Annotated in this window: 23 protein-coding genes; 20 read left to right on the forward strand and 3 right to left on the reverse strand. The window is 24.6% G+C overall.

The window, feature by feature from the left end; translation table 4 throughout:
* Positions 1-11 precede the first annotated feature (11 nt).
* The 9 genes from N8G13_RS01245 to N8G13_RS01285 all read left to right on the forward strand — a co-directional run bounded on the left by N8G13_RS01245 (position 12) and on the right by N8G13_RS01285 (position 7,274).
* On the forward strand, positions 12-404 hold the full coding sequence (locus N8G13_RS01245; RefSeq protein ID WP_262289132.1) for an MHO_1590 family protein: 393 nt from the start codon (positions 12-14) through the stop codon (positions 402-404).
* A gap of 176 nt (positions 405-580) precedes the next feature.
* The gene (gene prfA, locus N8G13_RS01250; protein WP_262289133.1) at positions 581-1,675 is read left to right on the forward strand and encodes a peptide chain release factor 1; all 1,095 of its coding nucleotides are present in this window, start codon (positions 581-583) and stop codon (positions 1,673-1,675) included.
* The gene (locus N8G13_RS01255) at positions 1,668-2,360 is read left to right on the forward strand and encodes a peptide chain release factor N(5)-glutamine methyltransferase (protein WP_262289134.1); all 693 of its coding nucleotides are present in this window, start codon (positions 1,668-1,670) and stop codon (positions 2,358-2,360) included. Before prfA ends, N8G13_RS01255 begins: the two co-directional genes overlap by 8 nt.
* Before the next feature lie 40 nt (positions 2,361-2,400).
* A complete protein-coding gene (gene dnaJ / locus N8G13_RS01260; RefSeq protein WP_262289135.1) occupies positions 2,401-3,513 on the forward strand; it encodes a molecular chaperone DnaJ in 1,113 nt (370 codons plus the stop codon).
* A gap of 84 nt (positions 3,514-3,597) precedes the next feature.
* Entirely contained in the window at positions 3,598-4,026 is a 429-nt protein-coding gene (locus N8G13_RS01265) for a hypothetical protein (protein ID WP_262289136.1), read from the forward strand.
* Positions 4,016-4,696 carry a (d)CMP kinase gene (gene cmk / locus N8G13_RS01270; protein WP_262289137.1) on the forward strand — a complete coding sequence of 227 codons (681 nt, stop codon included), beginning with the start codon at positions 4,016-4,018 and terminating at the stop codon, positions 4,694-4,696. Before N8G13_RS01265 ends, cmk begins: the two co-directional genes overlap by 11 nt.
* Positions 4,696-6,009, forward strand: a complete 1,314-nt coding sequence (der, locus tag N8G13_RS01275; RefSeq protein ID WP_262289138.1) for a ribosome biogenesis GTPase Der — start codon at positions 4,696-4,698, stop codon at positions 6,007-6,009. The genes cmk and der overlap by 1 nt, the downstream gene beginning before the upstream one ends.
* The gene (locus N8G13_RS01280) at positions 5,993-7,000 is read left to right on the forward strand and encodes an NAD(P)H-dependent glycerol-3-phosphate dehydrogenase (RefSeq protein ID WP_262289139.1); all 1,008 of its coding nucleotides are present in this window, start codon (positions 5,993-5,995) and stop codon (positions 6,998-7,000) included. Before der ends, N8G13_RS01280 begins: the two co-directional genes overlap by 17 nt.
* Before the next feature lies 1 nt (position 7,001).
* A complete protein-coding gene (locus N8G13_RS01285) occupies positions 7,002-7,274 on the forward strand; it encodes an HU family DNA-binding protein (protein ID WP_262289140.1) in 273 nt (90 codons plus the stop codon).
* Here N8G13_RS01285 and recU read toward each other — a convergent pair.
* Positions 7,267-7,758: a Holliday junction resolvase RecU gene (gene recU, locus N8G13_RS01290; RefSeq protein WP_262289141.1), complete on the reverse strand. Its 492-nt coding sequence runs from the start codon at positions 7,756-7,758 to the stop codon at positions 7,267-7,269. The two genes, N8G13_RS01285 and recU, sit on opposite strands and share 8 nt — an antisense overlap.
* Positions 7,759-7,856: 98 nt before the next feature.
* Between recU and N8G13_RS01295 the strand changes: the two genes are divergently transcribed.
* From N8G13_RS01295 to N8G13_RS03315, 11 genes are read left to right on the forward strand one after another with little or no spacing between them, the layout of a single operon-like run.
* Complete coding sequence (locus N8G13_RS01295) at positions 7,857-8,162, forward strand: holo-ACP synthase (protein WP_262289142.1); 306 nt, start codon at positions 7,857-7,859, stop codon at positions 8,160-8,162.
* On the forward strand, positions 8,162-9,025 hold the full coding sequence (locus N8G13_RS01300) for a lysophospholipid acyltransferase family protein (RefSeq protein WP_262289143.1): 864 nt from the start codon (positions 8,162-8,164) through the stop codon (positions 9,023-9,025). The genes N8G13_RS01295 and N8G13_RS01300 overlap by 1 nt, the downstream gene beginning before the upstream one ends.
* A gap of 3 nt (positions 9,026-9,028) precedes the next feature.
* The gene (locus N8G13_RS01305) at positions 9,029-9,778 is read left to right on the forward strand and encodes a segregation/condensation protein A (protein WP_262289144.1); all 750 of its coding nucleotides are present in this window, start codon (positions 9,029-9,031) and stop codon (positions 9,776-9,778) included.
* Complete coding sequence (scpB, locus tag N8G13_RS01310) at positions 9,771-10,406, forward strand: SMC-Scp complex subunit ScpB (RefSeq protein WP_262289145.1); 636 nt, start codon at positions 9,771-9,773, stop codon at positions 10,404-10,406. The genes N8G13_RS01305 and scpB overlap by 8 nt, the downstream gene beginning before the upstream one ends.
* Positions 10,393-11,232 (forward strand): RluA family pseudouridine synthase, encoded by an 840-nt coding sequence (locus tag N8G13_RS01315; protein WP_262289146.1) that lies wholly within the window; start codon positions 10,393-10,395, stop codon positions 11,230-11,232. The genes scpB and N8G13_RS01315 overlap by 14 nt, the downstream gene beginning before the upstream one ends.
* A 9-nt stretch (positions 11,233-11,241) precedes the next feature.
* Entirely contained in the window at positions 11,242-11,535 is a 294-nt protein-coding gene (locus N8G13_RS01320; RefSeq protein WP_262289147.1) for an Asp-tRNA(Asn)/Glu-tRNA(Gln) amidotransferase subunit GatC, read from the forward strand.
* Positions 11,528-12,844: an amidase family protein gene (locus tag N8G13_RS01325; protein ID WP_262289148.1), complete on the forward strand. Its 1,317-nt coding sequence runs from the start codon at positions 11,528-11,530 to the stop codon at positions 12,842-12,844. The genes N8G13_RS01320 and N8G13_RS01325 overlap by 8 nt, the downstream gene beginning before the upstream one ends.
* Positions 12,844-14,274 (forward strand): Asp-tRNA(Asn)/Glu-tRNA(Gln) amidotransferase subunit GatB, encoded by a 1,431-nt coding sequence (gene gatB / locus N8G13_RS01330; RefSeq protein WP_262289149.1) that lies wholly within the window; start codon positions 12,844-12,846, stop codon positions 14,272-14,274. The genes N8G13_RS01325 and gatB overlap by 1 nt, the downstream gene beginning before the upstream one ends.
* A gap of 1 nt (position 14,275) precedes the next feature.
* Complete coding sequence (locus N8G13_RS01335; protein WP_262289150.1) at positions 14,276-15,313, forward strand: YhjD/YihY/BrkB family envelope integrity protein; 1,038 nt, start codon at positions 14,276-14,278, stop codon at positions 15,311-15,313.
* A 59-nt stretch (positions 15,314-15,372) separates the two neighbouring features.
* A complete protein-coding gene (locus tag N8G13_RS01340) occupies positions 15,373-16,377 on the forward strand; it encodes an ECF transporter S component (RefSeq protein ID WP_262289151.1) in 1,005 nt (334 codons plus the stop codon).
* A complete protein-coding gene (locus N8G13_RS03315) occupies positions 16,377-21,194 on the forward strand; it encodes a valine--tRNA ligase (RefSeq protein ID WP_316043855.1) in 4,818 nt (1,605 codons plus the stop codon). Before N8G13_RS01340 ends, N8G13_RS03315 begins: the two co-directional genes overlap by 1 nt.
* Before the next feature lie 51 nt (positions 21,195-21,245).
* Here the strand turns inward: N8G13_RS03315 and N8G13_RS01350 are convergent, their stop codons facing one another.
* Positions 21,246-23,114, reverse strand: a complete 1,869-nt coding sequence (locus N8G13_RS01350; RefSeq protein WP_262289152.1) for an MIP family Ig-specific serine endopeptidase — start codon at positions 23,112-23,114, stop codon at positions 21,246-21,248.
* A gap of 156 nt (positions 23,115-23,270) precedes the next feature.
* Entirely contained in the window at positions 23,271-24,446 is a 1,176-nt protein-coding gene (gene metK / locus N8G13_RS01355) for a methionine adenosyltransferase (RefSeq protein ID WP_262289153.1), read from the reverse strand.
* Positions 24,447-24,671 lie beyond the last annotated feature (225 nt).

Here is a 24,671-nt window from a genome sequence, read left to right on the forward strand (position 1 = left end):
GTGTAATTTACATGAGAAAAAACACACAAATTTCTAATATAACACACATTAATAACTCAACAAGCACAACAAATAAAAAAGAAAACACAAACTTAAAAACTGACACAAAAAACAACTCAGAAATAAATCTCACATCCGAAAATATTTTTCCTTCAGTAAATTTTACTGATTATTATTCTAAAATAAAAATTATTAATTCTGAACCTGTCATTGATGAAGATATGGTGGCATATATAATTCAGGATATTATAAAAAAAGTATCTGTAAATTACGGAAAAATTGATGTTGGTTATTTTCAACCTAAAAAAAATCAACTTCAATTAAAATTTATATGAAAATCAGAAAATCAAATTATTTATAAAAACTATTTTTTTAATTTATTTGATGATAACTTAAAAATATAGTAAAAATAATGGAACTATGAATTTGTCAAAAGTTCATAGTTTTTATTTTTTTCAGTACAATAATCAGTATTTTTTTAATATTTTTTAAATTTTTTTATTTTTTATAAAAATTAATTAAAAATTTTAAGCACTTTCCTTTTATAAAAATTATTAAATTATTATATAATAATAAAATTATGGAAAAGACAATGTATCAAAGCTTATTAGCGATTAAATCTAAATATGAAGATATTCAAAATTCATTACAAAAACCAGAAGTATATGAAGATATAAAAAAATATAATTCACTACTAAAACAACAAAATTCAATTAAAGACATTTATAAACAATTTTCAAATTATTTAGAATTAGAAATGAGTTATACTCAAGCAAAAGAAGTTTTAAAGACTGAAAAAGATCATGAATTATTAGAATTAGCAAAAATAGAAATGGATGAAACTCAAGAAAAAATGGCAGAATTAGAAGAGGAATTAAAAATTCTTCTATTACCTAAAGATGAAAATGACGAGCGCGATGTAATCATGGAAATAAGAGGAGCAGCTGGTGGTGATGAGGCCAATATTTTTGCAGGTGATTTGTTTAAAATTTATCAAAAATATTGTGATTCTGAAAATATGAAAATAAAAGTAATTGATTCAACTTTTGGTGCTGCAGGTGGATTTAGTCAATTAGTTTTTAGTGTGAGTGGAGAAAAAGTTTTTTCTAAACTAAAATTTGAACGTGGAGTACATAGAGTACAAAGAATACCTGCAACAGAAACTCAAGGTAGAGTTCACACCTCAACAGTTACAGTTACTGTTTTACCTGCTGTTGATGATGATGTTGAAGTAGAAATTAGAACTCAAGATTTAAAAATAGATACATTTAGATCTTCAGGGGCTGGTGGACAAAGTGTTAATACCACAGATAGCGCTGTAAGAATTACTCATATTCCCACAGGAATTATTGTAACTTCACAAGATGAACGTTCACAAATAGCAAACCGTCAACAAGCAATGAATTTATTAAAAGCAAAAATTTATCAATTAGAAGTTTCTAAAAGAGAAGCTGAAGAAAGTGCATTACGTAAATTAACAGGTAGCGGTGACAGAAGCGAAAAAATAAGAACATATAATTACCCTCAAGATCGTGTTACTGATCACAGAATTTCATTTAATGCTTCTTTAAAAAGTGTTGCTGATGGCAAATTGGATTTAATTATTGATGCTTTATTAAGTGAAGAAAAAGCACAAAAAATTAAAATGATTGGTGAAAAACAAGCAAATGATTAATAAAGAAGTTTTATTAAGAGAAAAATTAAGGTATGACTTACCGCTTGAAATTTCCAAACGTGAATTAAAATTACTAAAAAAAGATTATCCTGTGCAAAGAATTATCGGGTATTGTGAAATGCAATCTATCCGTGTTTTTTTAAATAAATTTACTTTAATTCCTAGATATGAAACAGAAGAAGTTATTTTAAAATGTTATGAATTTTTAAATCAAGATTCAGAAGTTTTAGATTTAGGGACAGGTACTGGTTTTATTGGTTTAGCAATCAAAAAAAATATCAATTGTAAGGTAACTTTAATTGATAAAAACAAAAAAGCACTAAAAATGGCTAAAAAAAATGCTGAATTTAATAATTTAGATGTAGAAATTTTTAAAAGCAATTGATTTTCTAATGTTTATAAAAAATATGATTTAATTGTTGCAAATCCTCCTTATTTAGATAAATCAAAACTAAAAAAACAAGATAGGCCAAAATTTGATCCTTCTTATGCTTTATATGCTAAAAATAATGGTTTAAAAGATTACATAAAAATTTTAAAAGATTATAAAAAATTTTTAAAACCTAACGGAATTTTAATTTTTGAAATTGATGATTTTGTTGCTCAATATTTTGAAAAATATTATCCAGATCAAGAAATTATTAAAGATATTAATAATAAAAAAAGAATTATTGTAATAAGATAATTTTTAGCACTCTAAACATTTTTGTGCTAAAATTAAGACTATGAGTAAAAAACGAGATTATTATGAAATTTTAGGTATTTCTAAAAATGCAACTGAAAAAGATATAAAAAGCGCTTATCGTAAATTAGCTATGAAGTATCACCCAGATCGGAACAAAGAAGCTGATGCAGAAGAAAAATTTAAAGAAGTTTCTGAAGCTTATGAAGTTTTAAGTGATGCAGATAAAAGAGCTAAATATGATAAATTCGGTCATGCAGCATTTGAACAAGGTGGTGCAGGAGGATTTGGTGATGCTTCTGATATATTTAGAAGCTTTTTTGGAGGATTTGGTAAAAGCTTTGGTGAGTCATTTGACTTTGGCGATATTTTTGGTTCTTCAAGAAACACAGGACCACAAAAAGGAAGTGATATTGAAAATCAAATTACCATTGAATTTTTAGATAGTGTTTATGGTAAAAAGATTGACGTAAAATTACCAAAAATTGAAACTTGTTACAAATGTAAAGGGACTGGAGCGGATACTCCGGAAGATTATGTAACATGTGATAAATGTTCTGGTTCAGGACAAGTAAGTGCTTCTATGTTAGGGTTTTTCCAAACAGTTACTACATGTGATAAATGCTCTGGTTCGGGTAAAATTGTTAAAAAAGTATGTTCTGTTTGTAAAGGACAAAGAATTACAAAAGAATATGAAACAAAAGAAATTAATATTCCAGCAGGTATTTTTAGCGGACAAACCATCGTTATTTCAGGATATGGTGCACCTTCAAAAAATAATGGACCTAAAGGTGATTTACATTTAGTTATAAATGTTAAAAAACACCCTTATTACAGAAGAGTTGAAAATGATATTATTATGGAAGTTCCAATTTCTATTAAATCAATAATTGCAGAAGAAACAATTGAAATTCCAACACCATATGGTAAAAAACCTTTAAAAATCCACTCTGATACAAAAGATGGTGATAAATTAATAATTAAAGATGCGGGTATTAAGTATTTAAATCGTAACATGATTGGTAAAATGATAATTATTGTTAAAACATACATACCTAAACTTTCTAAACAAGAAAAAAATTCCATTTTAGAAGCTTTAGAAAATAATAAAGATAAACATTACTCAAAATGAGTAGAAGATGTAATTAAAGGTTAATGTTAAAAACAGAGTATTTCTGTTTTTATTTTTAACGGGTTTTCTTTTTTTATTTTTATGTAAAATATCTTATAATAAGATATTATGATTAGCAGAAAAAAATATTGACAGGAATATCGGGATGAATTGAATTCACCCGTTTCACTTCAAAATGCAATAAAAAAAGAGAATAAAAATTTTAATAAAAAGAGCCAACAAATTCTTAATAATATTCCTGATCATGAAAAAATGTTAGAAGAATTAAATGGTGAATTAAATTTAAATTTTTTTTCAGATAATCATAGTTGAAATCATGAATGAAATTTTTCAGATGATGTTAAAATTGCTTTTTCAATTGAAAAAATAAAAGAAATTGAAGACCAAATTAACAAAATTATTAATGAACCATTAAATAAAAACGAACTTATAATTAAGGTTAAAAAGTTGATTTTAAATAATGAAATTTTAGTGATTCAAAATGATTTGAAACAAGAATTAGAAAATATAAAAAGAGGGATAAAAAATGACGAATAAACGAATTAACATAGCAATAGACGGTCCATCGGGTGTTGGAAAAAGTTCGGTAGCCAAATTGCTTGCAAAACAATTAGGGTTCTTTTTTATAAGTAGCGGTTCACTATATAGATTATCTGCTTTACTTGCAATAGAAAATAATGTTGATATTAATGACGCTGAGAAAATTATTTCATTATGAAATTTTGAAGATGTTAGAGTTGATTCATCAGAAAATTGATTTTATAAAGAAAGAAATGTTACATTAAATTTACGAGATGATGAAGTTTCAACGGTAGCTAGTAATATTGCAATTTTTCCTGTTGTAAGAGAGAAAATAGTTAAATTTTTACAATGATATTCTGAGTCATTTAAGGGAGTTATTATTGATGGGCGTGATGCAACTTATCGAATTTTGCCAAATGCTGAACTTAAAATATTTTTATGAGCAAAAGCAGAAATTAGAGCACAGCGTAGAATGTTACAAAATTTAGAACTTGGTCATTTATCAAATTATGAAGAAGTTTTATCACAAATAAAAGCAAGAGATTATCAAGATTCAACGAGAAAAGAAGATCCATTAAAAATTTCAGAAGGTTCAATTGAAATCGATTCAACAAATATGAGTATTTTGGAAGTATATGAAAAAATATATGAACTTGCAATAAATAAAATAAATGAGGTTAAATAATGAAAGATCTTGTCGCGATAGTAGGAAAACCAAATGTAGGAAAATCAACCTTATTTAATAAGTTAATTAATAAAAGAAAATCAATTGTTGATGATGCTCCTGGAGTTACTAGAGATAGAATTTACGATGAAGCATACTGAACTGGAACAACATTTAGAATAGTAGATACTGGTGGAATTACTGTTAGTGATGATGATAATATGCAGTCACAAATAACTATACAAGCACAAATAGCAATTGAAGAGGCAAGTATTATTATTTTTATTTTAGATGCTACTCATGATTTGACTAAAGAAGATTATTATGTTGCTGATTTACTTAGAAAAAGTTCAAAAAAAATTATTGTTGCCTTAAATAAATTAGAAGGACAAAGAGGTGAATTTGATCCTATTTTCTATAGCTTAGGTTTTGATGACATATTCCCTATTAGTAGCATTCATGGTGAAGGTATTGGAGAAATGTTAGATAAAGTCACTTCTTTAATTGATAATTCTAATAATAATGATTCAAATATTTTTAAACTTTCTATTATTGGAAAACCAAATGTAGGAAAAAGTTCACTTTTAAATGCACTAAGTGGCAAATACCGTTCAATAGTTTCTGATGTTAGTGGAACAACTCGTGACAGTATTAGCGAACTAATTGATATAAATGATGAACAATTTGAAATAATAGATACAGCGGGTATAAAAAGAAAATCTAAATTAGTAGAAAGTGTTGAACATTATGCACTTATGCGTGCAATGCAGAGTTTAGAAGATAGTGATTTAACTATTTTGATGTTAGATGCAACTGAAGATATTCATCATTTTCACTTAAGAATTACAGGTTTCGCATATGAACAGAGAAAACCATTAATCATTGTTGTTAATAAGTGAGATTTAATTGAAAAAGAAACTAATACAATGATGCAATTTAAAAAGAATTTATATGAAAAATTTAAATTTGTTGATTGGGCTCCAATTGTCTTTATAAGTGCTAAAACTACACAAAGATTAGAAAAACTAAAACAAAAAATTGTTGAAGTTAAAGAAAATATTTCAAGAAAAATACCAACAAATAAATTAAATAGTTTTTTAGTTGATATTCAGATGCTAAAACCTGCCCCCTCTTTTAAAGGTAAAAGATTAAGTATTTCGTTTATCCAACAAGTTGAAGCAAAAATACCAACATTTGTAATGTATGTAAATAATCGAGAATATGCGCATTTTAGTTATTTGAGATACATAGAAAATCAAATTAGAACATATTTTAATTTTGAAGGAACACCTATAAATTTATTATTAAGGAATAAAAATGAAACAAAATACTAGTGAAAACATTACAATTATTGGTTCAGGTTCAATGGGAACCGCTCTTGCAAAAGTTTTATTTAATAATGGACATAATGTAACTATTTATGGAATAGATTCACAAGAATTATCTGAATTAAAAACAGGTAAAAATACAAAATATTTTCCCGAAACAACATATTTACCTTGTTTTAAAACTACAAATAACTTGCAAGAAGCTTTAAAAAATACAAATTATGTTGTATTTGCTGTGCCTTCAAAGTTTATGGATGATGTTTTTAAAAACACAATGGAAAATCTAAGTTCAAAAGTAATACTTATAAATGTTGCAAAGGGATTTTATCCACAAACAATAACTCCATTACACACACAATTTAAAAATTTAACAAAAGATAATCAAGATGTTTTAGGTGTAGTTTCATTAATTGGACCTAGTCATGCTGAAGAAATTGTTAAAGATTCAATTACTGTTGTTGATGCCGTTGATGAAAATCTAGAAATTGCAAAAAAAGTTCAAAAGTTATTTTCAAATAATTATTTTAGAGTTTATACTCAAAAAGACGTAATTGGTGCTGAAATAGGAAGTATTTTTAAAAATGTTTTAGCGATTGCAAGTGGAATTTTATATGCAAAAAATTATGGAATTAACACAAGGGCTGCTCTTATTACAAGAGGTCTTGTGGAAATGAAAAAATATGCATTATATAATGGCGGAAAATTAGAAACTTTATTCGGATTAACGGGTATAGGTGATTTAATTGTTACTGCATTTAGCGAATTTTCACGTAATTTTAGTTTTGGAAAATTATATGGTGAAATAGGAAAAGAAGCACTTAATACTCAAAAAACAGTTGAAGGTCTTACTGCGCTTAAAGCAATTTATGATAATTTAATTAAAACCAATGTAATGGAATTACCTATTACAAATAGTTTGTATCAAGTAATTTTTAATGATCATGATATTAATGAGATGTTAAATAAATTAATTACAAGAGATTTAAAAGACGAATAGCATGAATAAAAAACAATTATTGCAGGAAACCTCAAAAAGGTTAAATTTAAATTATCAAGATGTTGTGGATATTTTTGATACTATTGAAGAAATTATTTTAGAAGGTCTTAAAAAGAATGAAAAAATTGCAATTAGCGGTTTTGGCACATTTACTACTCAATTTAAAGATCGGAAAGAAACAATCAATAAATTTTCACACAAACCATTAACTGTTCAAGCAAAATATGAACCCAAATTTAAATTTTCAAAAGTAGTTAAGCAAAAAATTAATTAATACAATTTATATAATCTAAAATACCTGGAAATATCAAATGGATTTTTTTGGAAATTTTTGTCGCTTCCTCAAAAGAAAGCGACTTTTTATTTTTTCAAATTTTGTCCATTTCTAAACAATTTATATACAAAAAACAGTCAAATTGTTTAAAAAATATTATATAAAAACCAATTCCACCAAATTGTGTAATGTCTAATAAATATTTATGTTGATGTTTTTTTATGTTACTTAATGAAAATAATTTTGAATCTGTTTCCTTTGCCTCAAAAGCAATAAATTTACCTTTATAGACACCATAATAATCTACTGTACTTTTAGAAAAAATTTTTGCATCCTTAAGTTGTAATTTGTCATTTTTATTTAAGACTTTTTTAAACTTGATATTTAACTCTTTTTTTTGAAAAAAAGCAACCTGATTTAAATAATATCTTTCATTTGTTTTGTTAATGATGCTTTCTAGTAACATTCCGCGATTTTTTTGCATTTATCCTCCTTATTATTAAAAGTAAAAAGATAGAATAAAATATAAATATTTTATTAAAGTAGCCCCAAAAATTAAAAATAATTTATAATTAAAATATTATGAATAAAGTTGGAATAGATATCACTTCAATTAGTAGATTTTTAAATAAAACTGATGAATTTGCAAAAAGAATTTTATCTAACGAAGAATTTACAGAATATCAAAAAATTAATAATAAAGGCAAATATTTAGCTACAAGATGAGCAATTAAAGAAGCGATTTTTAAAGCTGATAATGCATTTAATACTTTTTCCAACATAAATATAAAAAAAAATCAAAAATACTACTTTGATAATTTCGACATTTCAACAAGTAGTGAGGGTGATTTTGTAATTGCGATGGCAATTAAACTTAAGGAGAAATAATGAATATAAAAATAAAAATGATTTTGTTTAGTCCTCTTTGATTATGAAGATTTTTTAGAATAATTTCAAGATCTAATACTTATCGCCGTAACCCAACATTGTATGGTGCACAAGAAAGACATGATTATGTTTTAAAAAGAGCTAAAAAATTAATTAAAACTTTAAACATTAAATTGGATATTAAAGGATTTGATAAATTACCACAAACAGCAATTTTGTACCCAAATCATGTATCTAATTTAGATCCTTTAATAATTTTAGCTGCATTAGAAAAACAAAATAAGGATAAATCAATTAAAAATAAAATTGTAAATTTCTTAGCAAAGCAAGAATTAGAAAATGATTGAAGAACAAGAATACCTTCAAATTTCATCGATACATTTTATTTAAATAGACAAAATCCAAGAGAAGGCTTAAAAACGTTAGACTCATTCGGAACATTTATAAAAGAAAATAAATCATTAGGTGTTATTTTCCCTGAAGGTACAAGATCTCATGATGATAAACTTTTAGATTTTAAACCTGGAGCATTTAAAATACCAAAATCTAAATTTGTATCTATTGTACCCGTGACAATTAATAATGCAGGTCAAGCATTAAATCCAAAAAGATCTAAAAAATTAATAGTTGAAGTAATTTTCCACGATCCAATTGATCCATTTAGAATACAAAATTTAGAAACATATCAAATTGCACATATTGTAAAAAATACAATTGAATCAAAATACAAAAATCAAGAAGTTTATGTTTCTAAAAAATCTTTAGAACCTAAAAAAGTTTCAAATAAATTAACTTACGCAGAAAAAAGAGCTAAAAAACAAGCAAAATTAGAAGCCAAAGCAAATAAATATAAGGATTTTTAGAACATGCAAGAAACTCCTAATCAAAATTTTGAAATTACATTTAATTTAAAAAATTTTAATGGTCCACTTGATTTATTAGTTACTTTGATAAAAGAAAAAAACGTTGATATTTTTGACATAGATTTATCTGAACTTGCAAGCCAATACTTAAAAATTATTGAAAATTTAAACAAAATTGATTTTGATATAGCAAGTGAATATTTAGTTATGGCTGCTAATTTAATTCATTTAAAAGCAAGAATAATTTTACAAAACCCTCAAGAAGAGGAAGAAGTAAAAAAAGAAAAAGTAAGGCTTTTAAGTCAAATTGCTGAATATCAAAAATTTAAAGAAATATCAGTGACATTAAGAAGTCAAGAGCAATTAAGAAAACAATTATTTCAAAAAGCCCCTAGTGATTTAACATCTTTTGTTAAAAAAATTGATGAAAGTGTTTTAGATGGCCATTCTTCTTCAACCAGATTAACAATAATTTTAAGAAAAATGTTTGAAAGAACATATGCTGAAGCTTTAAAAAATATTTCTCTTCAAACTAAAAATATCAGTCCTGAAGAAATGAAAAAAGTTATACTAAATTTATTTAAAGATAAAGATATCTTAAGTTTCGAAGAAGTGTTTAGTGTACCAAGTATGGGTCACTTTGTGATTAGTTTACTTGCTTTACTTGATTTATCCAGACAGCAAAAAGTTGTTATTGAAGCAAATAATGAATCAGAAATTATTACAATTTCAAAAGGTATAAAATATGAATAATTACACAAAGATAATTGAAGCATTGATATATGTTCAAGGTGATGAAGGATTGAGTAGTAAACAATTAAAAGAATCACTTAAATTAGAATCAATTACTTCAGCAAGAACATTATTAAAGAAATTTGCAGATGAATTTAATAATCAAGATAGAGGAATTAAAGTTCATGAATTCAATGATATATTTAAATTTTTAACTACAGATGAATCTAAAGATGCTATTAGTGAATTAGTGACAGTTGCAAGAAGACAAAATCTTTCACAAGCAGCAATTGAAACAGCAGGGATAATAGCATATAAACAACCAATAACAAGATCAATGATAAATAATATACGAGGAGTTGCAAGTGATCACATTGTAGTCACACTTTTAACTAAAGGTATAATTGAAGAAGTTGGAGTTGCTCAAACTCCTGGACAACCTATTCTTTATGGAATTACAGATAAATTTTATGATTATTTTAAAATTAAAAGTTTAGCGGAATTACCTCCTTTTCCTGAATTTAATAATTATTCAGGTGAAGGAAATTTAAATGAAGAGGAATTTGATTTATTTAACAGTCAAAGACAAACAGAAAATTCAGATGTTGAACAACTATCACAAGAAATGGAAGAACATGAAACAATTTAAAGCAACAGCAAATGATCAAGGACGTACATTATTTAAATTCATTGTAAAAAGAGCAGATAATGTACCTATTTCTAAAATCGAAAAGGTATTTCGTAAAAAAGATATAAAAGTTAATAATATAAGAATAAACGATAAACAATATAAAATCCAAGAAAATGATGTTGTTACTGTTTATGGAATTGAAGATACTACAAAAGATAGTGAATCAACATATAAAAAAGCCAATATAACTTTTAAAAAAGTGTATGAAGATGATGATATTTTAATTGTTGATAAAAAAGCAGGAATAGCTATGGTTAATGAAGAAAATTCATTAAATGATCAGGTTTTAACATATTTAAAATTTAAAAAAACCGATAGTTTTGTACCAGATTCAATTGGTAGATTAGATAAAGTTACAAGTGGATTAGTTATTTATGCTAAAAATTATCAGACACTAGTAGAATTTAAGGAAAAGCAAGAAAATTTTATAAAAATATATCAATTTGTAAGTGATATAAATGAAGATAAACTTGTAACAGTTAAACTTGTAAAAGACATAGAAAAACAAAAAATGAAAGTAACAGAAGACAAAAAAGGTGTCAAAGCAGTAACAAGATTTTTTGTTGAAAATAACAAAAAATATGCAGAAATTAAAACTGGTAAAAAACATCAAATTAGAGCAACACTTGAGCATTTAGGTTATCCAATTTTAGGTGATACAAAATATGGAGCAAAAAAATCTCATCGAGTTTTTTTGCATGCATATAGCATTACTATCAGAAATTTAGATAAAAAATGAGATCACTTAAATGATCAACAATTTATAAGTTACCCAAAATGATAGGAGAAAATAATGGAAAAAGAAAAAATGATTAGCCTAGCACGCAATCTTCTTTTTGAACCCAAAGAAGAACTTTTTCAATTCATGAGTCAAGAGCACGAAGAAATTAAAAAACAATTAGCATTGCTTGATAAGTTTGATTTAACAAATATTAAACCTATGACACATATAAATGAAGAATTAATAAGTTTTGATTTTTTAAGAGATGATATTCCCTCAAAAGGTTTAGATAAAGAAAAATTACTTGCAAATGCTAAAATCCATGATGAAAATTTTGTGATTATAAGAAAGGTTATTAATGATTAAAAAAGGAAACTTAGATAAAGCTATTTTGGATGCAAAAAATGATGATAATAATGCTGTTTCTTATGTTTATGAAAATGCTAAATTAAATAATAATGGTGTGCTTGCTAACACCGTTTTTAGTTTAAAAAATAATTATGCAACTAAGGACTCTGTATCACATGCATCTAGTTGTTTTTTAGAAAATTTTTATCCTAATTACGATGCAACTATTGTTTCATTGTTAAAAGAAGCCGGTGCAACCTGTGCATTTAAAACTCATTTAGATGAGTTCGGATTAGGTGGAACTGGTACTTTTTCTCATTATGGACTTATTAAAAACCCTTTAAATAAAGATCACTATGTAGGTGGTTCAAGTTCAGGTTCAGCTGCGACTTTAAACGATAATCTTTCATTTGCAATTGGTTCAGATACTGGTGATAGCGTTAGAAAACCAGCAAGTTATGTAGGAAAAGTTGGATTTAAACCTTCTTATGGAGCGGTAAGTAGGTATGGATTATTTGCTTTTGCTTCTTCACTTGATACTGTTGGATGAATGACCCACAATGTAAATGACTCATTTAAAATCGCCAATGTGCTTTTTAAACAAGATTTCAAAAATGATAATACATCAAAAAATTTAGAATTTTTAGCAAGTGAAATTATCGAAAAAAAACCTGAAGTTGTTTCTTATCTAGATTGTTTTGATTTTCTAAATAAAGAAGTTGCTAATAGTTACAAAAAATTGCTAGAAAAATTAAAAGCAGATAATATTCAATTACAACCTATTGCAGTTGATGAAGATCTTCTTAATTCAATTGCTGTTGTTTATCAAATCATTGCCTTTACAGAAGCTTCTTCAAATTTGGCTAATTTAAGTGGAATTCATTTTGGAAAACAAATTTCAGATGATAATTGAGAACAAACATATATAAAAACCCGCCAAACAGGGCTTGGATTAATGGTACAAAGAAGAATATTATTAGGTAGTTATTATTTAGAAAAAGAAAATCAAGATAGATATTTAAAAAAAGCGCAAAAAATGCGTCGTTACATTGTAAATTATTTTACAAACATTCATAATAATTGCGATATTTTTATTTATCCAGCAACAAAATCATCAGCTCCTGCTTTTAATCAAAAATTAGAAATTAGCTTTATGGATGATATTTTAACAAATGCTAATTTAACAGGTAATCCATCAATTACAATCCCACTTGGAAAAGAAGAAAATAATCTTCCTTTTTCAATTTCAATAGATGCAAAAAAATTTGAAGATGTAAAAATGCTACAACATGCTTTATATGTTGAAAAAATTATAGGAGATAAATAATGAATTATTCAGATTATGAACCAGTTATTGGAATTGAAATTCACCTTGAACTTTCAACAAAAACTAAGATGTTTTCATATGCTGAAAACAATTTTAATTTAGAAGCAAATACATCTGCTAGTGTTGTTGATCTTGCTTATCCGGGTACATTACCACTTTTAAACAAGCAAGCTGTTATTTATGGAATAAAATTAGCAAAAGCTTTAAATATGGAAATAGACCATGAACTACATTTTGATAGAAAAAATTATTTTTATCCAGACCTTCCAAAAGGTTATCAAATTACTCAACAATTTAGACCAATTGGAAAAAATGGAATCCTTCCAATTGAAATAAATAATAATATAAAAAATATTGCAATTGAAAGAATTCACTTAGAAGAAGATACAGCAAAACAGATTCATGAAGGTGATAAAACGTTTTTAAATTACAATCGTGCGGGTGTTCCTTTAATTGAAATTGTTTCCTATCCAGTAATGCGTAGCGCAAAAGAAGCTGCTGAATATGTAAATACAATTAGATTAGTTGCTCTTAGTTTAGGGATTAGCGATGCAAAAATGAATGAAGGATCTTTGAGAGCTGATGTCAATATTTCTGTTAGAAAAAAAGCTGATGAAAAGTTTAACACAAGAGTTGAAATAAAAAATTTAAATTCTATTTCAAATGTTGAAAAAGCAATTGAATATGAATTTAAATGACAAGTTGAAAAATTAGAAAATAATGAAGGTTTTGAACAGCAAACAAAACGTTTTGATGAAACCACACAAACAAACAAAAAAATGCGTTCAAAATCTTCTGCAATTGATTATAAATATTTCCCAGAACCAAACATTCCTATTATTCAATTAACAGATGAAATTATTAATTCAATAAATTTAGAAGAGTTACCATGACAAAAAAAATCTAGATATATTGAAAATGGTTTAAATAAGGTTCAATATGATCAACTATTAAAAAACTTAGAGTATGCTGATTTTTTGGATAAATTATCTGCAAAGTCACAAACAAATTTTAAAAAAGTTACAAATTTATTTTTTAGTGATGTTGTAAGTTTTTTAAATAACCATAATTTAAATATTAAAGATTTAAAAATATCATTAGACAGTTTATCAAATACTATTGATTTTATTGATCAAGGAAAAATTCAAAAAAATTCACTTACTGTTATTTTAGATAAAATTCAAAGTAATCCTTCTTTAGATATTGAAACAATAGTTAAAGAAAATAATTTAAAACTAAAAGATTTAAGTAGTGAAATAGAAATATATATTGATAAATTAATCTTAGAAAAACCAGAAATTTTTGATGAATATAAACAAAATTCTGATAAGGTTACTAAGTTTTTAGTTGGTCAAGTTATGAAAAACTTCAAAGGACAAGCAAATCCTATGATAAGCAAAGAAATAATTGAAAAAAAATTAGATAAATAACATGTTAAAAAAACCAAAAACAGGCTGAAGCAAGCACAAAAAAATCAAATTTCAAAAAATTAAACATAATATTAATTTGTTAAAATTTAATTCATCTTCAAACTGAATAGAAAAAATTATAAGGTTTGTAATTTATTTTATTTTAAAAATTTCACTTAAAAAATACTTAAAAAACGAAAATGAAAAAACACATTCAATTGTTCTAGAAACACATAAAAAATTACATAGTCATGAATTTGCATTTATTCCTTCGGGTTTTTCTTTATATTTATTTATGAGCTTTATTCCTATTCTTTCGATTATTTCATCAATAGGATATATAAATGAAGAATATAATGATACTATTCATTTTGTTTTGGGTAAAATAATTCCAGGAATTGAAAATATTATTCCTAATTTCTTCGGAACTGGAAATTCAGTTTCTAATACTGATATTTTTGTTGGGGTATTTTTTATCATATCTGCATTTTGAATTTCTAGTGCGGGATATTCAAAATTTGTACAATCAAATAGTATTTTATATGAACACAAAAATTTAGGAAATTGAGCTAGAAATAGATTAAAAGGTTTATGGATTGTAATTTGCATGACAATATTGCTGTTTTTGGTTTTTTTAATGTTTGTGTCATTTTTAACATTTCTTAAAAAAAGTGCGGGATATTCATTTTCAGATTGACAATTTAGTTTAACATTTTATTTAATTTTGCCTTTTTTAATTTTTAGTTTCTTTTTCGTTGTATATATTTTACTTTATCATTATGCGCCTTTATTTAGACTAAAATATGCATATATTATGCCAGGTGTGTGAATTAGCACAATACCAACTAGCATATTTGTAATTATTTTTGGATTTTTAACTTCACTTTTTAATTACAAAAAATTTGGATTAATATCTTCATTTATGTATATTGAATTATTTTTAATAACAATGAGTTATTTTACTTATACAGGGGTGTTGGTTAATGTTTCATTTTATAAAACATTTATTTCCACGCAAACAATTGACAAAAAATTAAATAAAATCAAAAAACATAGTTAATATGTTAATTTATATATAAATTTTATATAATTTTAATATATTAAATTTAAGGAGTATTTATGGATAAAATTCCTGGCGGTGTAAAACATTATATTAGTTGATTAAAAAGTCAAACACACATTAATTTCAGCAAATGAAATTCAAAAAAGATAGCTTTTGTTGGTGTTTTAATTGCAATAAGTGTTGTTTTTTTTATCATTAGTGTACGTATTGTTCCTATAAGTGCTTTACCAAGTTTTAAATTTTCTTTCATTGGTTTACCAGTAAAAATTACAGGATTTTTATTTGGTCCTTTTATAGGTGCTATTACAGGCATTTTAGCAGATTTAATAAGTTTTGCTTTAGTACCTACTTACTATAATGTTTTATATACTCTAGCAGTTGCAATTGCCGGGATTATTCCTGGCTTAGTTGTATGATACTTCTTTAATTTAGGTGGATTATTATTTAATTACCGTTACAAAATTTATAAATATAAACAAATTATTTCTTTTTATAATAAAAAGCATAATGATGCATTAAATGCTGGTAATTTTAACGATGCTCAAGCATATTCAGAAAAAATTGCTTTTTATGAAGTTAAGTTAATTTTAATTGAATCAAAATCTAAACCAACAAGTTTGATTAATTTTTCATATATTTCAACAGTAATTATTCTTTGTATTCAAGTTTTAATAATTGTTATTACTTTATTAAATATTTCAGATAGTGTTTTTCAAAATAATAGATTTGTTAAAAATAAATGATTTTATATTATTTTAACAACAAGTGGTTTTGCTTCTATGATTTTAGGGGTAAGTATTTATAGATTCTTTTTAAGAAGAAAATACCAAAGATTTATGGATATGATGGCCATTGTAACATTTTGTGGAATTTTAGAATTTACTAATGTTATTTTGTTATCATGAGGAGATTATCAATCATTAAAAACAGATTTTTGAATCAATTTAACTTCACATACTCTATTAAGTCCTGTCAAAGTTTGGTTTAATTTAATTGTTATTTTTACAGCTTATCGAATTATTGCACCATTAATAAACACAAAAACAATTACAGGTTATTAATGAATCTAGATAAAAAAATTATTCTGGAATCGATAAGTTTAGCTAATTTTGATAAAAAAAATCACCAAATATATTTTGATGAGCTTGATTTTCAACTAAGACAAAATAGCATTTTGTCTTTAGTGAATAAAAATAATCATATTCAAAATAAAATTTTCAAAGCCTTGACATTTGAAAATAATTTTCAAAATTACCAAGGTTTTTTAATTTATGATAATAATGTTTTAAATACTAATAAACAAAATGTAAAGAAGTTTTTAAATGATATAAGTTATGGATTTCATTTTGATATTATTGAAAATAATTATTACAACAGAAGGTTAAGAGAATATATTGAAAAAAGATTTGATTTACTTATTCAAAATAAACCTAACCTGCAAACTGAATTTAACAAAAAACATCTAGAAATTATTAAAGAATATCACGATGATCTTGAACTAATTTATTTAAATTCATTAACAACATTTTTTAAAAATGAAAATAAATATATGGGTGATTTTTTAGAAAAATACAACAAGTTTGAGTTTGCTTTAAATTCTACAAATTTTGATGAGTGATTAAATATTATGAATATTTTAATTACAAAATCTATTAACAATATTCAAGATATTGAACAAAATTTAATTACAAACTATAAAAATTACCGTAATTTAATAAATAATAATATCTTATTTTTTAATCGTCAAGAAATTTTAAAGCTAAAAACTACCATTACAGAAAATCAAAATAATGAACAAAAATTTATATTTAAATGAAAAAAATACTTAACATTTAGAAAACAAGTAAATATAAATAACTATAAAAAAATAAAAGTTTTAACTAAGACAGTGAATGATATTCAAATAAAAAAATTAACTTATTTGCACAAATTTAAAATTGCTACTCAAGTAGATGAAAAAGAATATTATCAAAAAAAATACATATCCTTAAAATTATTATGAAAATTTTTAATATGAAATGTTTTTAAATTCCGTTGATTGGAACCTGAACAAATTAGACAATTTTTAGAAGAATTAAAAAAATTTATAAGTGATTTTGAAACTTTATCGATTTTTGATAAAAAACAAAAGCGTAGTAAAAAAATTCAAAAACAACTTATTTTTTCAATGAAAAATCAAATAATTACAATTTTTGATGAGTATAACAAAATTGCGCAAAAAAATAAAAAAGATTATTTTAATTCAAGAAACGCAATATTTTTAACACTTCTCTGAAATTGGTTTAAAAATATTTTTAAAAAAACAGATAATATTTGAAATTTTAAAAATAATACTGAAATACACAAACAGCAATTACAATTAAGAGAATTAGAATTAGATTTCGAATGAAATAAAGAACAATTTGAAATAAAACATAGTAGATTTAAAGAAAAAATAGAATTTCAATTAAGAAAAGAATCTAATTCATTTACTAAAAATTATGAAAATATTCAAAAAATTGTTCAAAAATTTGAAGTAAAATTCAATAATTGATTATTAAAAAATAAACAAATAAAAACTGAAGAAGTTTTAATAAAAAATTTAACAAAAAAATATTTATATCTAAAAAAGCAAAAAGAACATTTAATTTATTATCGAGAAAATCTTTACAAAATATTTGATGTTATAAATAATAAAAAATCATCACAGGAACCAGAAAAAGTTTTTTTACTAAAGCAATTTATTTATGACTTTTTAGATAAATATAAACTTCCTAAAAACATTTTAGAAAAAAGAATTCCAAATATAAATAATGATGTGTTAATAAATTTAGAATTATTTGAACTTTTTTATTTAAAACCCAAAATAATATTAATTGGAAGTTTGATAAATAATTTAAAACAATCAGAAAAAGAATATGTTTTAACAACTACAAATAAATACATTTTAGATAACAAGATATCAGCAATGTATTTTTTAGATGATATTAATTTAGCATCTAAATATTCAATGGATACGGTTATTTTTGATAATGAACAAATTATAGAAAAAGGAAAAATTTCTGCAATTATAAAAAGTCCTATTCATCCCTTTACAAAGTACATTTTAAAAAATAACATAAATAAAGAAATTTTAAATAGTTATTTTTTAAACTCTAGTAAATTTTTATCTAAACAATTTTTTAGAATTGATAAAGGACATGAAATATTTTGTAATTGAAATAATTTAATTTCTTGATCAACACAAGAACAAATAAAAGATAAAAAAATATACAATCTTTTATTTAATGTAGAAAAAAAATCACAAAATAACATTGAATTTAAAGATGGCTATGAATTACAAGAAGTTATAATTGCTAATTTCAGTACTAAAGAACATGAGGAGAAACAAAAAAATATGGAAAAAGTATTTAATCATAAATTAGTAGAAAAAAATAGGTATGAAAAATGAGTTGAGTCAAAAATATTTGAAACTCATGATAAAACCAAACGGCCATTTACAATTATTTTACCACCTCCTAATGTTACAGGTGTTTTACATGTTGGGCACGCTCTTGATACTTATATACAAGACACTGTAATAAGATTTAAAAAAATGCAAGGTTATGATACTTTATTTTTACCTGCAAAAGATCACGCTGGAATTGCAACTCAATCAAAAGTTGAAAAATTATTACATGAACAAGGAATTTCAAAACATACTTTAGGTAGAGAAAAATTTATAGAAGAAGTATGAAAATGAAAAGATAAACATTCACATTTAATTGATGAGCAATGAAAAACACTAGGATTAGCTTTAGATTATTCAAGAGAGCGTTTTACATTAGATGATGAAGCAAATAAGGCTGTTTTAAAAGTATTTGTTACTTTATATAATAAAGGTTTAATATATAGGGGAACAAAACCAATTTATTGAGATCCAATTCAAAAAACTGCATTAAGTAATATTGAAGTTATAAATGAAGCAACTAATCAAAAAATGTATTACATTAAATATCCATTTAAAGATAACGAAAATGAATATTTAGAAATAGCTACAACAAGAATTGAAACATTATTTAGTGATGTTGCTGTTGCTTTTAATCCTGATGATTCAAGATATTTAAAATATTTAAATAAAACTCTTATTCATCCGTTAACAAAAAAAGAAATTCCAATTATAAGTGATGAATATATTGATATATCATTTGGTAGTGGTCTTATGAAAGTATCTGCTCACGCAGTTGAAGATATTAACATTATTGAAAAAAATAATTTACAAATTAATGAATGTATTAATGATGATGGATTATTAAATGATTTAGCCAATGAATTTAAAGGGTTAGAAAGAATTGCTGCACGTGAAAAAATAGCTAAAAAATTAGAAGAAGAAGGTTATTTAATCAAAGTTGAAGACACTGTGTCAAATGTTGGTATTAGTGAAAGAAGTGGGGCTGTAGTTGAAGTTTTAGTTAGATCACAATGATTTTTAAAGATGGAAGATATGTCTAAAATGTTATTAGAAAATCTTGAATCTGAAAATGCAGTTGAATTTATTCCACCAAGATTTAAAGAAGTAATTAAATCATGAATGGAAAAAACATATGACTGAACAATTTCAAGACAATTATGATGAGGACATAGAATTCCCGCATATTATAAAGGAAATCAAATTATTGTTTCATTAGAAAATCCTGGCGATGATTGAGTTCAAGATTCCGATGTTTTAGATACTTGATTTAGTAGTGGTTTAAGTCCTTTTGTATTTTTAGGATGACCAAATGAAACTGAAGATTTTAAATGCTATTTTCCAACTCAGCTTCTAGTAACTGGATATGATATTATTTTCTTCTGAGTTGCTAGAATGTATTTTATGAGTTTAGAATTTAATAAACAAATACCATTTAAACAAGTTTTATTACATGGATTAGTGCGTGATGCTCAAGGAAGAAAATTATCAAAAAGTTTAGGTAATGGAATTGATCCAATTAAAGTTATTGATGAATATGGAAGTGATGTATTAAGAATTTCTTTATTATTTAATTTAACTGCTGGTCAAGATATTCATTACTCAGATCAAAAATTAGAATCATCTAAACTTTTTGTAAATAAATTCTGAAATATTGCAAGATATGTTAAAGGTTTATCGATTGAAAATAATCAAGAAACAAAAAATGATGCTTATGATAATTGAATTTTAGAAAGATTAAAAGAATTTGAACAAAATCTAACAAACAGTATGAATAAATATGACTTTAGTGTAAGTTATAAATTTATTCAAAAATTCTTAGTAAATGAATTTAGTGGTTGATATTTAGAATTTGCTAAATTTAAACAAAATACTCAATTAATACACACAATTTTCAAAAAAATATTAATTTTAATGCATCCATTTTTACCTTTTACAACTGATTATTTATATGAAATAATGTATAATGAAAATATTTTAGAAATCGAAAATCCAAAAATTAAATATCCAAGTACAAAAAATACAAAGGCAGAAAAAATTATTGAAATAATTACTGAACTTAGAAAATATCGTGAAACTAAAAATATTTCTAAAGCAAAAGTTTTATTTTATGCAACTTCTTATTCTAAATTAACAAAAAATGATAAATTAATTATTGAAAAACTAGCTAATTTCCAATATAAAGAAAATTCAGATACTTTAATTCAAGCTTCAGATTTTACAATCAACATATTATTAGATCAAGAAACAAAAGACTTAGAAATTAATAGATTAAATGATTTAATTAAACAAAATAACATAGATATTGAATTTGCATCAAAAATGTTAAATAATCCAAAATTTATTGAAAAAGCAAAACCTGAAAAAGTACAAGAAATTAAAGAAAAATTAGCAATTTTTGAAGCTAAACATGCTTCATACACTGAAGAAATTAAAAAATTACAAAACTAAAATATAAAAAGTTCAAGGTTAAATCTTGAACTTTTTTATTATCTATAAATCCTAAAAACCGTTTTCAAATATAGCTGTATTAGTTTTTTTATCACTAAATCCTTCTGGGTATATTTTCTTTAAGTTTTGACGATATGAAGCAATTTGTGCTGGGTATTTGTCTTTATTAGTACCATCGATTAAATTGTAAGCTTTAATTGTATTATCTGCTAAAGTATAATCTTGAGAAAGGAGCAATGGAGTAAATGAAGCACTATAACTTAAATCACCATGCTTAACATTACTACTTACACCACTATAAATACCAATAATTTGTCCAAAATCATTATAAACCACTGAACCTGATGCTCCATAATATAAAGATGAAAAATTGATTGTATGAATAAATCCATAGAAATCAGCAAGTGTTTTACCAAATACAGTTGTATAAGGTTGAAAGTTATTATTTGTTACTTTTTCTTCATAACTTCTTGCTGCAAGTCCAAAAGCATCTTTATTTTTTGGTGCTCTTGAATTTCATTTTTCGTCACCATTTCTTTCAATTGGGTTATTTTGAGTTCAAGTTGAAAAATGTGATTCATAGGCGGGGTAACCACCGATATAAACGTTTTGAGAATTTGTTAGATTATTTGAAGCATCCTTTTCTGCACTCACATAATCAGTTGTTAGAGTATAAGAAGAAATATTTTTATCTTGATTTGGTGTTTTTGCTTCTTTATTTCTTTTAATATAATTATCTAAACTAATAATTGCATCTTTAAATCAATTTATATATTCTTGATTTTTTAATTTAGAAAAATCAATATCAATTTCAAAAACTGCAAAGTCTGTATAAAATGGTATGTATTCTTTTTTATCTAGTGTATTTTTAAGTATTCAAAGGTTACTGCTTTTGTCATTTATATTTTCAGAACTATTATTTTCTTGTTGTAATCTATTTAGTTGTTCTTGAACTTTTCTTTTTGCTTCTTCCTGAAATTTATTTATGTATTGATGATCAATGAAATCATAACCAGCAAAAATTAATTTAGGAGCTGATATAGCATCGTTTACAAATTCTGTTCTTATTGCATCTTCATCACTTTTGTGTAAAAATTTAAAATATGCATTATTAGCAATTCATTTTACTTTGTAATCTGAATTATTTTCATAAGCAAATTTATTTTCTTTAGCACTAAAATCGTTTATCTTGATATTTGTTTTTCCTATTGAAATAGAATTTGCTGTATATTCTCTTTCATCCTCATAATTTAGTTTTTTTGCAATTTCGGGATCTAGGGTGTTTGATAATAAACCTGCTACGTGTAAATTAGTTGCAAAAAATAATTTGTATTTATTGTCATTTTCTTTGTGATAATCCAACAATCAGCTTGTTCCCGCTGAAGTTGCCAAGAATGAGTCATCCTTATTCGGTTCTAAATTTACACCAAATTTAATTGCAAAAGTTCTATCGTAAATTTCTTTATAAATATTTTGTGCTTCTAATTTTTGATATTTAGATACATCGTGAGAATATTGATGATTTGATTTGTTTAAATTACTGAAAAAATCAGGCGGCAATGAAGGAAAATTTGGATTGAAATTTTGATCGTTTTTGTTATCTTCTTGTTTTTTATTTTCAGTTTCAGTTTCTTTATTTTCTTCTTTGGTATCTTTTGCAATATTTTCATTTCCATTGTTATTTTCATTATTATTTGTAGAATTATTGTTTGGATTTGAATTTGTATCAGGAGTATTGTTTTTGTTTTCTTGAGTATTTTTTTCAGTATCTTTGTTTGTGTTTTGTTTATGAATTGTGTTTGCATATGAATCTTTTTTATTATTTAAATCAGTTGTTTTATTATATGAACAAGATACAGTAGTTATTGCAGGAATTGTTGTAATAAGTAAAATTGGTAATATTTTTTTATATTTCATCATCTTTCTCCTTGTGATTTTGTCAATTTATTTTATTAATTTTATATCAAAATTGGATTTTAAAAGTAATTTTATATTTTTTGATAAATTTATTAATATTTTTGTTGTATTTTAACTATATTTTATATAAAAAATATCAAACATGAATTTGCTGTTTGATTATTCAATAGTTATATTATCTTTATGAGTTTTTAAATAATTTTCAATTTCTGTTACTTTATTAGTTCTTTCTCAAGGTAAATTTAAATCATCTCTACCAAAATGTCCAAAATAACTAGTATCTCCAAAAATAGGTTTTTTAAGATCTAGTTCTTTTATTATTGCCTGTGGTCTTAAATTAAAAATATTTTCAATAATTTCTTTTATTAAAGATACATTTCTATTATTATCTGTTTTAACATTTATTGAAACTGGTTTAGCAATTCCAATTGCATATGAAACTTGAATTTCAATTCAATTACATAATCCTTTTACTGCAATAATGTTTTTTGCGATTCAACGACAAGCATAAGCTGCTGAACGATCAACTTTAGTTGCATCTTTACCACTAAATGCTCCACCACCATGACGACCATATCCACCGTATGTATCAACGATAATTTTTCTACCTGTTAAACCAGTATCACCTATTGGTCCACCAATTACAAAACGCCCTGTTGGATTGATTAAAATTTTATTAGGTGTTTCTAAATTAAATTTATTTAAAACATATTTTATAATTTTTGTTTTTATAAATTCTTTAAATTTAAAATCATCGTAATTTTCATCGTGTTGTATTGACATTAAAATTGTATCTACTTTTAGATGTGTTGAATCGTTTTCATCATATTCAATTGTTACTTGACTTTTCATATCTGCTTTTGCTCATTTAAATTCACCATTTTGACGTAATTTATCAGCACATTTTACAAGTTCATGAGCTAGCGTTATACCTAATGGCATAAAGTTTTTTGTTTCATTACTTGCATATCCAAACATAATACCTTGATCACCTGCACCAATTTCTTGATCTGCTAAAATAACTCCTTGACTAATGTCAGGACTTTGTTTTTTTATGTCTGTTATAAATTTAACATTATCAATTGGATAATTTAATTTTTGAAATACTTCTTTTGCAATTTGTATAGCGTCTACATTAGCATTGGATGAAACTTCGCCTGCAATTAGTACTATATTTCCAGAAGCCATTGTTTCAATTGCGGTTCTTGAGTTTGGATCTTGTGCTAAATAAGCATCTAAAATACGATCTGATATTTGATCACAAACTTTATCTGGATGACCTTGTCCTACACTTTCTGATGTAAATAAAATTTTATTTTCTTTATTTTTTTGCATATAAAAACTCCTTATGAATAACATAAGGAGTTTAAAAAAGTCAAACATGTTGGAAAAATTCCCTGACTTTCCACCTTCCAAAAAAATGGGGTTGGCATGCCTCAACGCTGTCAAGCTAAGCAACTCGATATGTTATTTTGATACAATTATACACTATTTATAATAGTTCTATAAAAGTTTTGATATTTTAAAATTTAATTATAAAAAATAGCAACTTATTATTGC

This window comes from Mycoplasma zalophi (genome assembly GCF_025486335.1).
Taxonomy (GTDB): Bacteria; Bacillota_I; Bacilli_A; order Mycoplasmatales; family Metamycoplasmataceae; genus Metamycoplasma; species Metamycoplasma zalophi.